At 67.9% G+C, this 13,609-nt stretch carries 10 protein-coding genes; 1 reads left to right on the top strand and 9 read right to left on the bottom strand.

Annotation, left to right across the window (positions count from 1 at the left end; all coding sequences use genetic code 11):
* Nucleotides 1–4 precede the first annotated feature (4 nt).
* The 8 genes from V4F39_RS17820 to rimP form a co-directional block, all read right to left on the bottom strand.
* Nucleotides 5–898 (bottom strand): alpha/beta fold hydrolase, encoded by an 894-nt coding sequence (locus tag V4F39_RS17820; RefSeq protein ID WP_332291091.1) that lies wholly within the window; start codon nucleotides 896–898, stop codon nucleotides 5–7.
* Nucleotides 895–1,797 carry a DMT family transporter gene (locus V4F39_RS17815; RefSeq protein ID WP_332291089.1) on the bottom strand — a complete coding sequence of 301 codons (903 nt, stop codon included), beginning with the start codon at nucleotides 1,795–1,797 and terminating at the stop codon, nucleotides 895–897. Before V4F39_RS17815 ends, V4F39_RS17820 begins: the two co-directional genes overlap by 4 nt.
* 10 nt (nucleotides 1,798–1,807) lie before the next feature.
* On the bottom strand, nucleotides 1,808–3,637 hold the full coding sequence (gene typA, locus V4F39_RS17810) for a translational GTPase TypA (RefSeq protein WP_332291087.1): 1,830 nt from the start codon (nucleotides 3,635–3,637) through the stop codon (nucleotides 1,808–1,810).
* Nucleotides 3,638–3,646: 9 nt separating this feature from the next.
* Nucleotides 3,647–4,579 carry a tRNA pseudouridine(55) synthase TruB gene (gene truB / locus V4F39_RS17805; protein ID WP_332291086.1) on the bottom strand — a complete coding sequence of 311 codons (933 nt, stop codon included), beginning with the start codon at nucleotides 4,577–4,579 and terminating at the stop codon, nucleotides 3,647–3,649.
* Nucleotides 4,580–4,689: 110 nt separating this feature from the next.
* Complete coding sequence (rbfA, locus tag V4F39_RS17800; protein ID WP_332291085.1) at nucleotides 4,690–5,052, bottom strand: 30S ribosome-binding factor RbfA; 363 nt, start codon at nucleotides 5,050–5,052, stop codon at nucleotides 4,690–4,692.
* Between the two features lie 112 nt (nucleotides 5,053–5,164).
* Entirely contained in the window at nucleotides 5,165–8,059 is a 2,895-nt protein-coding gene (gene infB, locus V4F39_RS17795; RefSeq protein WP_332291084.1) for a translation initiation factor IF-2, read from the bottom strand.
* A gap of 76 nt (nucleotides 8,060–8,135) precedes the next feature.
* Complete coding sequence (gene nusA, locus V4F39_RS17790; RefSeq protein WP_332291083.1) at nucleotides 8,136–9,614, bottom strand: transcription termination factor NusA; 1,479 nt, start codon at nucleotides 9,612–9,614, stop codon at nucleotides 8,136–8,138.
* Nucleotides 9,611–10,222 (bottom strand): ribosome maturation factor RimP, encoded by a 612-nt coding sequence (gene rimP, locus V4F39_RS17785; RefSeq protein WP_332291082.1) that lies wholly within the window; start codon nucleotides 10,220–10,222, stop codon nucleotides 9,611–9,613. The genes nusA and rimP overlap by 4 nt, the downstream gene beginning before the upstream one ends.
* Nucleotides 10,223–10,399: 177 nt before the next feature.
* On the opposite strand from rimP, the gene fabI reads away from it, so the two are divergent.
* The gene (gene fabI, locus V4F39_RS17780; RefSeq protein ID WP_332291081.1) at nucleotides 10,400–11,197 is read left to right on the top strand and encodes an enoyl-ACP reductase FabI; all 798 of its coding nucleotides are present in this window, start codon (nucleotides 10,400–10,402) and stop codon (nucleotides 11,195–11,197) included.
* 63 nt (nucleotides 11,198–11,260) lie between these two features.
* Here the strand turns inward: fabI and V4F39_RS17775 are convergent, their stop codons facing one another.
* Nucleotides 11,261–13,522, bottom strand: coding sequence for an arginine/lysine/ornithine decarboxylase (locus tag V4F39_RS17775; RefSeq protein WP_332291080.1), 2,262 nt, complete (start codon nucleotides 13,520–13,522; stop codon nucleotides 11,261–11,263).
* Nucleotides 13,523–13,609: the final 87 nt, after the last annotated feature.

Here is a 13,609-nt window from a genome sequence, read left to right as displayed (position 1 = left end):
GAATTCACGCTGTCGATTGTCGCGCCGCGTTCGTGGCGATCCCCTGCGCAAAGCGCGCCAGCAATTCGGCCGGCAGGTCATGGCCCATGCCCGGCACCAGGTCGAGCGTCGATCCCGGCAGCTTGGCATGCAGGTCGCGCGCCGCCGCCGGCGGAATCAGCGGATCGGCCTCGCCATGCACGATGTGCACCGGCGCGGCAATGCGCGGCAGCAGGCCCGAACGGTCGCCATCGGCGACCACGGCCACCAGCTGCCGTGCGACGCCGGCCGGCCGGTAGGCGCGCTGCAGGGCCTGCGCCACCTGCGCACGCAGCGTTTCCGCCGACGCCGGATAGGCCGGGCTGCCGATCAGCCTGAACATCGCCTCCAGGCGTGCCGCCACCGCGCCGGCGTCCTCGGCCCGCGGCGGCCGCGACAACAGTGCGCGCTGCACCGCCAGCGTCGGGCGCGGCAGGTGGCGGGCTCCAGAGGTGGTCATCATCAGCGCGAGGCTCGCGGCACGCCGAGGCTGGGCCGCGGCCATGTGCTGGACGATCATGCCCCCCATCGAGGCGCCGCACAGGTGCGCCTCGCCGACGCCGAGCGCATCGAGCACGCCCCATGCGTCGGCAGCCATGTCGGCGAGGCGGTAGCCCGCGTCGACCGGCAGCCGCATCATGTACCGCAGGCCGGCCCACGCCAGGTTGGGCACGCCGTGTCGATCGAAGCCCTCGCTGAGCCCCGCGTCGCGGTTGTCGATGCGGATGACACGAAACCCTGCGCCGACGAGACGATCGACCAGCGGCTGCGGCCAGGCGATGAGCTGCATGCCCAAGCCCATGACCAGCAGCAGCGCCGGCCCGCCGGGCGGGCCCTGGTCATCCACCTCGATGGCGATGCCGTTGGCCGACAGCTTCATGCCGGGACGGCCGGCGTCCGCCTCAGCGCCATGGCCTCGTTGGCCACCAGGGCGCCCAGCACGAGCGCACCGCCGCCCAGCACCGCCGGCGTCGGCGACTCCTGCGTGCCGAGCCAAGTCCAGGCCACGCCGAAGACGATCTCCAGCAGGCCGAGCAGCGCCGCCTCCGGTGCGCGCAGCACCCGCCCCGCCGCCACCGCCAGCACGCACGGAATGGCCAGCTGCACGACCCCCAGCAGGGTCAGCCAGCCGACATCGCTGGCCGAGGCCTGGAACGGCCATGCCAGGGGCAGCGTCAGGAGCGCCGACAAGGCCGCGCCGATCAGCACCGCAGGCGTCATGTCGACACGTTGTTCGGGACGGCCGCGCGTGTTGTGCTGCAGGAGCGTCCACATCGTCGCCGCGGCCAGCGGCACCGACAGCGCCACCAGCGTGCCGATGAGGTCGCGCCGGCTGCCGCCGCCGATCTGCTCACCGTACATCCAGGCGACGCCCGCCCCGGCCACCACGATCGCGGCCCAGGTACGCCCCGGCAGCCGTTGCCCCAGGACGGCCCGCGCGATCACCGCGGTGAACAGCGGCGCCAGCGACATCGTGATGAGGACGTTGGCCACGGTGGTCAGCGTGAGGGCGACCATGAACGACGTGAACATCACCGTCCAGCACAGGCCCGAGAACCACATCGTGCGGCCGCCGTGGCGGATGGCACGCCAGAGCGGTGTCGCGCCCTGCTGCCAGCCCAGCAGCAGCGCCAGCGCCGCCGCGTTGGCCGCGCTGCGCCAGAACGTCAGTTCGAACGACGCCGCCGAATCGAGGTGCCGGGTCACGACGCCGGCGATGCTCCACAGGAGCGTCACCAGCAGCATGGTGGCCACGGCCCCGCGATGCGTCATCGCCATCGGACGCTCGTCAGGCGCTTTCGCGCGAAGCGCGCTTGCGCTCGTGTTCCGACAGGTGGCGCTTGCGCAGGCGGATCGACTTGGGCGTGATCTCGACCAGTTCGTCGTCCTCGATGAACTCGACGCCGTACTCCAGCGTGAGGTCGATCGGGGGTGTGATCTTGATCGCGTCTTCCTTGCCGCTGACGCGGAAGTTCGTCAGCTGCTTGGTGCGGGTGGCATTGACCACCAGGTCGTTGTCGCGGCTGTGGATGCCGACGATCATGCCTTCGTAGACCGGATCGTTCGGCTTCACGAACATGCGGCCGCGGTCGTCCAGCTTGCCCAGCGCGTAGGTGAAGATCTCACCGGCATCCATCGAGATCAGCACGCCGTTCTTGCGGCCGGCGATCTCGCCCTTGTGCGGCTCGTAGCCGTCGAAGATGTTGCTGATCAGGCCCGAGCCACGCGTCAGGTTCAGGAACTCGTTGCTGAAACCGATCAGGCCGCGCGCCGGGATGCGGTACTCCAGGCGCACCCGGCCACGGCCGTCCGGCTCCATGTTGACCAGCTCGCCCTTGCGTTCGCCCAGCGCCTGCATCACGCCGCCCTGGTGGCCTTCTTCCACGTCGGCCGTCACCAGTTCGATCGGCTCGTGCCTCTCGCCGTCGACGTCGTGGAACACCACGCGCGGCTTGCTCACGGCCAGCTCGTAGCCTTCGCGGCGCATGTTCTCCAGCAGGATGGTCAGGTGCAGTTCGCCGCGGCCCGAGACCTCGAAGATGCCGTCCTCGTCGGTTTCCTTGACGCGCAGCGCGACGTTGCTCTGCAGCTCCTTCTGCAGGCGGTCCCAGATCTGGCGGCTGGTGACGAACTTGCCTTCGCGGCCGGCCAGCGGGCTGGTGTTGACGCAGAAGTTCATCGTCAGCGTGGGCTCGTCGACCTTCAGCATCGGCAGCGGCGCCGGATTGGACGGGCTGGTGACCGTGACGCCGATGCCGATGTCCTCGATGCCGTTGATCAGCACGATGTCGCCGGGACCCGCTTCGGTCGCCTGCACGCGGTCCAGGCCCTGGAAAGTCAGCACCTGGTTGATGCGGCCCTTGGTGCTCTTGCCGTCCGGGCCTTCCATCACGAGCACGTCCATGCCGGGCTTGATGGTGCCCTGGCTGATGCGGCCCACGCCGATGCGGCCGACGAAGGTGGAATAGTCAAGCGCGGAGATCTGCAGCTGCAGCGGCGCGGCCGGATCGCCCTTCTGCGGCGGCACGTGCTTGAGCACCGTGTTGAACAGCGCCGACATGTCCTCGCCCCACTTCTCGCCCGGCGCGCCCTCTTCCAGCGACGACCAGCCGTTGATGCCCGAGGCGTACACGACCGGGAAATCGAGCTGCTCGTCGGTGGCGCCGAGCTTGTCGAACAGGTCGAACGCCGCATTGATCACCGCGTCGGGCTTGGCGCCCGGCTTGTCGACCTTGTTGACGACGACGATGGGCTTCAGGCCCAGCGCCAGCGCCTTCTTGGTCACGAAGCGCGTCTGCGGCATCGGGCCTTCCTGGGCGTCGATCAGCAGCACCACGCCGTCGACCATCGACAGCGCGCGCTCCACTTCGCCGCCGAAGTCCGCGTGGCCCGGGGTGTCGACGATGTTGATGTGCGTGCCTTCCCAGCTGACCGCGCAGTTCTTGGCCAGGATGGTGATGCCGCGCTCGCGTTCGATGGCGTTGTTGTCCATCACCGTGTCGACGACCTTCTCGTGTTCGGCGAAGGTGCCGCTCTGGCGCAGCAGTTGGTCGACCATGGTGGTTTTGCCATGGTCGACGTGGGCGATGATGGCGATGTTGCGAATCTGCTTGGTCATAACGTTCTTTCAGGAAATCAGGCCCTGCACCTCGACGGGACTGAGCAGGCGGTCGGCGATCAGCTCGCCCGACGTGATGTGCGCGCTGCCGAGGAACGCGCTGGGTTGCGGTCCGTACACACGCACGGCCGGGGCATCGGCCATCCGCACGCGGCGGCGCAGGCCAGTGAGAAAGCGGCCGGCCTCGTCGTGCGGCAGCGCCACGCGCGGCCAGTCCGACAACAGCCAGTCCACGGGCTTCAGCAGCGCCTCGCGCGCCGGCTCGTCGAGCGCGGTCAACTGGTCGAGCGTCACCGCGTCCTCCACCTGCAGCGGCCCGCTGCCGGTGCGCCGCAGCGCGGACAGGTGCGCACCGCAGCCGAGCGCTTCGCCCAGATCCTGCGCCAAGGTGCGGATGTAGGTGCCCTTGCTGCAGCGCACGTCGATCACCAGGCTGTCAGCCTGCCATTCGACGATGTCGATGCGATGAATCGTGACGGTGCGCGGCGTGCGCTCCACTTCGATGCCCGCACGGGCGTATTCGTACAGCGCCCTGCCGTCGCGCTTGAGCGCCGAGTGCATCGGCGGCAACTGCGCGATCGCGCCGGTGAGGCGGGCACACGCGGCATCGATGGCCGCCCGGTCGACCGCCACTGGCCGCTGCTGCAGCACCTCGCCCTCGGCGTCGCCGGTCGTGGTGGTGCGGCCCAGCGCCAGCGTGGCGCGGTAGGCCTTGTCGGCGTCGAGGCTGATCTGCGAGAACTTGGTGGCGGCGCCGAAGCACAAGGGCAGCAGGCCGGTGGCCAGCGGGTCGAGCGTGCCCGTGTGGCCCGCCTTCTCCGCTCGCAGCAGCCATTTCGCCTTCTGCAGCGCGTCGTTGCTCGACAGGCCGAGTGGCTTGTCGAGCAACAGCACGCCGTGCAGCGCGCGGCGGACGATGCGGGAGCGGGTCTGGCGGTTCATTTCAGCGTCCCGCCCGATCCAGCTTCCCGCCACGGATCCGGCTCTGCCGGTCCGTCAGCGGGCGGCCCCCTCGGGGGGTAGCGAGCGCCAGCGAGCCTGGGGGCGTCATTTCAGTCCTTGGCCTGCGTGGCGTTCGCCTGGCGGATCAACGCGTTCAGTTCGGCCGCACGTTCGGTGGTGCGGTCGAACTGGAAGTGAAGCGTCGGCACGGTGTGGATCTGCAGGCGCTTGAACAGCCCGTTGCGGATGAAGCCCGCCGCCTCGTTCAGGGCGGCTTCGCACTCGGCCGGTTCGCCGACCAACAGGGAGAACCGCACCGTCGCATGGGCGTAGTCGGGCGTCACGTCGACGCCGGTGATCGTCACCAGGCCGACGCGCGGATCCTTCAGGTCGCGGATCAGCTCCGCCACATCGCGCTGGATCTGGTCGGCGATCCGCAGCCCGCGGTTGGGTATCGCTTTTTTGTGTCGCATGGAACTTTCCTTTCGACCCCACAAGCACGAACCCCGCCATCTTGTGGACGGCGGGGTTCGCCACTGCCGGCCGCGCCGCTCGCTGGCGCGGCGTCGCGGCCCGAGCGGAGGCTTACAGCGTGCGCGCCACTTCCTTGATCTCGAAGAACTCGAGCTGGTCGCCCTCGGCGATGTCGTTGTAGTTCTTCAGCTTGATACCGCACTCGAAGCCTTCCTTGACCTCGCGCACGTCGTCCTTCATCCGCTTCACCGAATCGACCTCGCCGGTGTAGATGACCACGTTCTCGCGCAGCAGGCGGAAGCGCGCATCGCGTCGCACCACGCCGGCGGTGATCATGCAGCCCGCGACCGTGCCGATCTTCGAGGCCACGAACACCGTGCGGATCTCGGCCGTGCCGATGACTTCCTCGCGCTGTTCCGGCGCCAGCATGCCGCTCATCGCCGCCTTCATCTCGTCGACCGCGTCGTAGATGATGTTGTAGTAGCGGATGTCGACGCCGTTGTTCTCGGCCAGCTTGCGCGCGCCGGCATCGGCCCGCACGTTGAAGCCGACGACCACGGCCTTCGAGGCGATCGCCAGGTTGACGTCGTTCTCGCTGATGCCGCCGACCGCCGCGTGCACGATCTGCACCTTGACTTCGGCGGTGCTGAGCTTCTGCAGCGATTGCGCCAGCGCTTCCTGCGAGCCCTGCACGTCGGCCTTGACGATCAGCGCCAGCGTCTGCGCCTGGCCTTCGCCCATGTTCTCGAACATGTTCTCGAGCTTGGCGGCCTGCTGCTTGTTCAGCTTCACGTCACGGTAGCGGCCTTGGCGGAAGGTGGCGATTTCGCGGGCGCGGCGCTCGTCGGTCAGCACCATGAAGTCGTCGCCGGCCTGGGGCACCTCGGTCAGGCCCTGGATCTCGACAGGGATCGACGGACCGGCCTCCTGCGTCGGCTTGCCGTCCTCATCGAGCATGGCGCGCACGCGGCCATAGCTCGAACCCGCCAGCACGACGTCGCCGCGCTTGAGGGTGCCGGACTGGACCAGCACGGTCGCGACGGGGCCGCGGCCCTTGTCGAGCTGCGCCTCGATGACGATGCCCTTGGCGGCGGCGTCCTGCGGCGCGGTGAGCTCCAGCACCTCGGCCTGCAGCAGCACCTGCTCCAGCAGGTCGTCGATGCCCTGGCCGGTCTTGGCCGACACCGGCACGAACGGCGATTCGCCGCCGAACTCTTCCGGCACCACTTCTTCGGCCACCAGTTCGCTCTTCACGCGCTCCAGGTTGGCGTCGGGCTTGTCGATCTTGTTGACCGCCACCACCAGCGGCACGCCGGCCGCCTTGGCGTGGTGGATGGCTTCCTTCGTCTGCGGCATCACGCCGTCGTCGGCCGCCACCACCAGGATGACGATGTCGGTCGCCTTGGCGCCGCGGGCACGCATCGCGGTGAACGCCGCGTGGCCCGGGGTGTCCAGGAAGGTGATCATGCCGCGCGGCGTCTCGACGTGGTAGGCACCGATGTGCTGCGTGATGCCGCCCGCTTCGCCCGCGGCGACGCGGCTGCGGCGGATGTAGTCCAGAAGCGAGGTCTTGCCGTGGTCGACGTGGCCCATCACGGTCACGACCGGGGCACGCGGCAGCATCTCGGACTGCGTCGCGGCGTGCTCTTCCTCGAGGAAGGCTTCCGGATCGTCCAGCTTGGCAGCCAGCGCCTTGTGGCCCATTTCCTCGACGAGGATCATGGCCGTTTCCTGGTCGAGCTGCTGGTTGATGGTGACCATCTGGCCCAGCTTCATCAGGTGCTTGATGACCTCGGCCGCCTTGACGGACATCTTGTGCGCCAGGTCGGCCACGCTGATGGTCTCGGGCACGTGCACTTCCTGCTGCACGAACTCCGCCGGCGGCGTGAAGGTGGAGCCGCCGCCGTCGTTGCGGTCGCGTCCGCCGCGGCCACGCGGCGCACGCCAGCCCGGCCGTCCCGCGCCGGGGCCGTCGGTACGGCCCTTGGCGGCCGCGGTGCGCTTCTTCGCGTCGTCGGCCCAGCTCGACGAGAGTTTTTCCGACTTGACGGACTTCTTCTCGCCGGGCTTGGCGCCGGGGGCGCCGGCAGCCGCGGGCGCCGGTGCGCCGGGCTTGGCGGCCGGCTTGTGGATCGTCCCCTTGATGGCGCCTTCGGCCGCGGTGGGCTTGGGTTCCTCGGGCTTCTTCGCGACGAGCACCTTCTTCGGCGCGTTCATCATCGCGCGGATGGCAGCGGCCTCGGCCTCGGCTGCCTTGCGGCGCTTCTCGAGATCCGCCATGCGCTGCTTCTCGGCGGCGTCCGTGTCGGCAGCCTTCACCACCCGCAGGCCAGGCTTGGCAGCCTCTGCGGGCTTGGCGGCGGCGGCAGCCGGCGCGGCAGCAGCGGCCGGTGCGGCAGGCGCAACGGCCGGCTTGGCCGGCGCCACGGGCGCCGCGGCCTTGGCGGTCGCCGCTGCGGCCTCGGCCGCAGCCTTGGCGGCGGCGGCTTCGGCCGCGGCCTTTTCCGCCGCCTCACGCGCACGGGCCTCGGCCGCTTCGCGCTCGAGGCGTTCCTGTTCCTCTCGCTGGCGACGCTTCTCGGCCAGTTCTTCCTCCTGGCGGCGCAGCTGCTCGGCCTGGCGCTCGGCTTCTTCCTCGCGGCGCTGCAGTTCGGCCGGATCGACGGCCGGCGCGGCGGGCGCGGTTTCTTCCACGGCCGGCGCATCGTCGCGCTTGACGAAGGTGCGCTTCTTGCGAACCTCGACCTGGATGGTCCGGGCCTTGCCGGTCGAATCCGCCTGCTTGATCTCGCTGGTGCTCTTGCGCGTCAGCGTGATCTTCTTGCGGTCGCCGGCGGCCGTGCCGTGGCTGCTGCGAAGGAAGCCCAGCAGGCGTTCCTTGTCAGCGTCGGTGAGTTGGTCGTCGGTGGAGACTTTGCGCACCCCGGCGGATTGCAGCTGCTCGAGCAGCGTCGCGGCCGGGCGGTTCAGCTCGGCGGCAAATTGGGCGACGGTGGTCACTGCCATTGTGAAGATCCTTGGGTAACGGGGGCGCAGGTGGCGTGCAGTCGGTGGGCGATCAATCGGATTCCGTGCGGCGTGTTCAGGCGTTAAACCAGTGTTCACGCGCCTTCATGATCAGCGCCTTCGCCTGGTCTGCATCCATGCCCGTGATATCGGTGAGTTCGTCGACGGCCAGGTCGGCCAGGTCGTCGCGTGTATGAACCCCGCCGTCGGACAGTTTCGCAATCAATTCCGAACTGAGGCCCTCGAGGTCGCGCAGATCCTGCGACACCTCGTCGACCTTTTCCTCACGGGCGATTTCCATCGTCAACAGCGCATCCTTGGCCCGGTTGCGCAGTTCGGTGACGGTGTCCTCGTCGAAGCTCTCGATCTCGAGCATTTCCTGCATCGGGACGTAGGCCACTTCCTCGAGGCTGGTGAAACCTTCGGCGATGAGGATCTCTGCGACCTCCTCGTCGACGTCGAGCTTCTCGACGAACAGCTTGCGGATGACGTCGCTTTCCGCGGCCTGCTTGGCCTGCGATTCCTCGGCCGTCATGATGTTGATGCGCCAGCCGGTCAGCTCCGAAGCCAGGCGCACGTTCTGGCCGCCGCGGCCGATCGAGATCGCGAGGTTCTCCTCGTCGACCACGACGTCCATCGCGTGCGGCTCCTCGTTCACGACGATCGACTGCACGTTGGCCGGCGCCAGCGCGCCGATCACGAACTGCGCCGGGTCTTCCGACCACAGCACGATGTCGACCCGCTCGCCGGCCAGCTCGTTGGTGACCGCGTTGACACGCGAGCCGCGCACGCCGACGCAGGTGCCGATCGGATCGACGCGCTTGTCATGCGAGACCACGGCGATCTTGGCGCGCGAGCCGGCGTCGCGGGCGCAGCTCTTGATCTCGAGCAGGCCCTGTTCGATCTCCGGTACTTCCTGCGCAAAGAGCTCGACCATGAAGCCGGGCGCGCTGCGCGACAGCATGATCTGCGGGCCGCGCACGGTCGGGTCGATGCCGGCGATGAACGCCCGCACCCGGTCGCCCGTGCGCAGGTTTTCCTTGGGGATCATCTCGCTGCGCTTCAGGCGCCCTTCGACGCGGCCGCTCTCGACGATGATGTCGCCCTTGTCGAGCCGCTTGACGGTGCCGACGAAGATCTTCTCGCCGCGGGCGAGGAAGTCGTTCAGCAGCTGTTCGCGCTCGGCGTCGCGGATCTTCTGCAGGATGACCTGCTTGGCCGCCTGCGCGCCGATGCGGCCGATCGGCACCGACTCGATCGGCTCCTCGATGTGGTCGTCGATCTCGATGTCGGCGATCTGCTCCTTCGCTTCGAAGAACAGGATCTCCGCATCGGGAATCTGAAGGCCCGCCTCATCCGGAACCACGTGCCAGCGACGGAAGGTCTCGTATTCACCCGTCTCGCGGTCGATCTGCACGCGGATGTCCACTTCGCCGCCATGCAGCTTCTTGGTCGCGGAGGCCAGCGCCGCCTCGACGGAACCGAACACCACTTCGCGATCCACGCTCTTCTCGCGCGAGATCGCATCCACCAGCATCAACAGTTCGCGGTTCATTCTTCTGGACCTCCATGCGCCTCGGGCTGCGTCGGGGCAGCCTGGCGACCTTTGAAATTGACGACGGGTACTAGCCGCGCTTCGCGCACCTCGTCGAGCAAGAAATCGAGTGCCGGCTGGGCCTCTGCGACCGCAGAAGCGTCGGCAGCCTTCACCTTGGCCTTCGCCGCGGGCCGCTTGCCGCCCGGACGCACTCGCTCGCCCACGTTGTCGTCCAACAGCAAACGCCATCCGCCTTCGCGGGACGCCAACGTGCCACGGTATTTCTTTCGCCCCTGGAACGGCAGCTTGAGCGTCACCTCGATGGCCTCCCCGACGAACCGCTCGTAGTCGGCCGCCTTTTTCAGCGGGCGATCCAACCCCGGCGAGGAGACCTCCAGCCGTGCGTAGTCGACGTTTTCCACCTCGAGCAGATACTGCAATTGCCGCGTGACAGCCTCACAATCCTCGACCGTCACGAATTCGCTGGCCCCCAGCCCTTCCGGATAGGCGTGACCCGGCATCCTGTCGATCGTTACGCGCAGCAAGCCACCCCCCGTGCGTTCGAGGTCGACCAGGTCGTAACCCAGGCCAGTGACGGTGCGTTCAACGGCGGACTGCCAAGTCATCTATCTGAAAGCGATCGAGCAAAAAAAAAGGGCAGGAAGAGAATCCGCCCGTTGGGGTGTTTCCAGGGAAATGCGGATTGTACTGCGCCAATCGCGCCACCGCCAGGGGTCTGTTCGAAGCCGCCCCCTGACGTGCCAGAATCACCGCCCCTTACTGACCGACTCTACGGAGACACCATGGGTTTTCTCGCCGGCAAGCGGCTGTTGATCACGGGCGTGCTGTCCAACCGTTCCATCGCCTACGGGATTGCCCGTGCCTGCCGCCGCGAAGGCGCCGAACTGGCTTTCAGTTATGTGGGCGAGCGCTTCAAGGAGCGCATCACCGAACTGGCGAGCCATTTCGATTCGTCGCTGGTCCTCGAATGCGACGTCGGAAGCGACGAGCAGATCGACAACCTCTTCACGGGTCTGCGCCAGGCGTGGCCGGAAGGCCTCGACGGCTTCGTGCATGCCATCGGCTTCGCGCCCCGCGAAGCGATCGCGGGCGATTTCCTCGAAGGCCTGAGCCGCGAGGCCTTCCGCATCGCCCACGACATCTCGGCCTACAGCTTCCCCGCGCTGGCCAAGGCTGCCGCCGGCCAGCTGCGCGCCAATGCCTCGCTGCTGACCCTGAGCTACCTCGGCGCCGAACGCGCGGTACCCAACTACAACACCATGGGCCTGGCCAAGGCCTCGCTCGAGGCCAGCGTGCGCTACCTGGCTGCCGGCATGGGCCCCAAGGGCGTGCGGGTGAACGGCATTTCCGCCGGCCCCATCAAGACCTTGGCCGCCTCCGGCATCAAGGGCTTCGGGAAAATGCTGGAAGTGGTGGAACAGAACGCGCCGCTGCGCCGCAACGTCACGATCGACGACGTGGGCAACGTCGCCGCCTTCCTGCTGTCCGACCTGGCCGCCGGCGTGACCGGCGAGATCACCTACGTCGACGGCGGCTTCAGCCGTGTGATGAGCGGCGTTCCGGAAACGCCGGCTGCCTGAACGACGGGACGAGCCGGCGAGCGGACGGCAGCGCAACGCTGCTGTCCGCCGAACGAGGGCCGGTCAGCCGACCTTCACGCAGTCGACGTAGTACGCCTTCGTGCTTGCGTCGCCGTCCTGCTCCACGAGGCCGTGCACATCGGTGTGGAAGCCCGGGAAGCGCCCGTTGAAATCGCGCGCGAACTTCAGGTACTCGACGATCTTGCGGTTGAAGCGCTCGCCCGGGATCAGCAGCGGGATGCCCGGCGGGTACGGCGTCAGCAGCGACGTAGTGATGCGCCCCTCGAGTTCGTCGATCGACACCCGCTCGGTGTCGCGGTGCGCGATGCGCGCATAGGCATCGGCCGGCTTCATCGCCGGGTCGAGGTTCGACAGGTACATCTCCGTCGTCAGCCGGGCGATGTCGCCCTTCGCGTAGGCCTCGTGGATCGCCTGGCAGAGATCGCGCAGGCCCATGCGCTCGTAGGCCGGCTGCGCCGCGACGAACTCCGGCAGGATCCGCCACAGCGGCGCGTTCTTGTCGTAGTCGTCCTTGAACTGCTGCAGCGCGGTCAGCAGCGTGTTCCACCGGCCCTTGGTGATGCCGATCGTGAACATGATGAAGAACGAGTACAGGCCGGTCTTCTCGACCACCACGCCGTGCTCGGCCAGGTACTTGGTGACGATGCTGGCCGGGATGCCCGTCTTGGCGAACTTGCCGCTCATGTCGAGCCCGGGCGTGATGATCGTGCTCTTGATCGGGTCGAGCATGTTGAAGCCCGGCGCCAGGTTGCCGAAGCCGTGCCACTTCGCGTTGGCCTTCAGCACCCAGTCTTCCTGGCGGCCGATGCCTTCGGCCGCGAGCTTGTCGGGGCCCCACACCGTGAACCACCAGTCGCGGCCGTAGTCCTTCTCGACCTTGCGCATCGCACGGCGGAAATCGAGCGCCTCCAGCAGGCTCTCCTCCACCAGCGCGGTGCCGCCCGGCGGCTCCATCATCGCGGCGGCGACGTCGCAGCTCGCGATGATCGCGTACTGCGGCGAGGTGGACGTGTGCATCAAGTAGGCCTCGTTGAAGAGGTGCCGGTCCAGCTTCTGGTTCTGCGCGTCCTGCACCAGCACCTGCGAGGCCTGGCTGATGCCCGCCAGCAGCTTGTGCGTGCTCTGCGTGGCGTAGACCATCGCCTGCTCCGGCCGCGGGCGGTTCTTGCCCATCGCGTGGTACGTGCCGTAGAACTTGTGGAACGCCGCGTGCGGCAGCCAGGCCTCGTCGAAGTGGATCGTGTCGATCCAGCCGTCGAGCTTGGCCTTGATGGTCTCGGTGTTGTAGAGCACCCCATCGTAGGTGCTCTGCGTCAGCGTCAGGATGCGCGGCTTGACCTTCTCCGGATCGACCCCCGCCAGCAGCGGGTTGCGCGCGATCTTCTTGCGGATGGTCTCCGGCGAGAACTCGCTCTCCGGGATCGGGCCGATGATCCCGTAGTGGTTGCGGGTGGGCGACATGAACACCGGCACCGCGCCCGTCATGATGATCGAGTGCAGGATGCTCTTGTGGCAGTTGCGGTCGACCACCACCACGTCGCCCGGCGCCACCGTGTGGTGCCACACCATCTTGTTCGAGGTGCTGGTGCCGTTGGTGACGAAGAAGCAGTGGTCGGCGTTGAAGATGCGCGCGGCGTTGCGCTCGCTCTGCGCGACCGGGCCGGTGTGGTCCAGCAGCTGGCCCAGCTCCTCCACCGCGTTGCAGACGTCGGCGCGCAGCATGTTCTCGCCGAAGAACTGGTGGAACATCTGCCCCACCGGGCTCTTCAGGAACGCGACGCCGCCCGAGTGGCCGGGGCAGTGCCACGAATAGGAGCCGTCCTGCGCGTAGTCCATCAGCGCGCTGAAGAACGGCGGCGCCAGGCCGTCGAGGTAGCTCTTGGCCTCGCGGATGATGTGGCGGGCCACGAACTCCGGCGTGTCCTCGAACATGTGGATGAAGCCGTGCAGCTCGCGCAGGATGTCGTTCGGGATGTGCTGCGACGTGCGTGTCTCGCCGTACAGGTAGATCGGGATGTCCGCGTTCTTGAAGCGGATCTCCCCGATGAACTTGCGCAGGCTCAGCACCGCCGGGTCCAGCTCGGGCCCGTCCTTGAATTCCTCGTCGTCGATCGACAGGATGAACGCCGAAGCGCGGCTCTGCTGCTGCGCGAACGAGGACAGGTCGCCGTAGCTCGTCACGCCCAGCACCTCGAAGCCCTCCCGCTCGATGGCCTGGGCCAGCGCGCGGATGCCGAGGCCGGACGTGTTCTCCGACCGGTAGTCCTCGTCGATGATGACGATGGGAAAGTGAAAACGCAGCATGCGCGGGACTCCTCGTTGCACCCTCGGCCGCCACCCTTCGCGGACCGGCCGAACCTCGAAAGCCGCGCAGTGTAGGGCGTGAACGTG

Source organism: Aquincola agrisoli (assembly GCF_036621135.1).
GTDB classification, from domain to species: domain Bacteria; phylum Pseudomonadota; class Gammaproteobacteria; order Burkholderiales; family Burkholderiaceae_C; genus Aquincola; species Aquincola agrisoli.
This window is presented reverse-complemented; position numbering and strand designations above follow the sequence as displayed.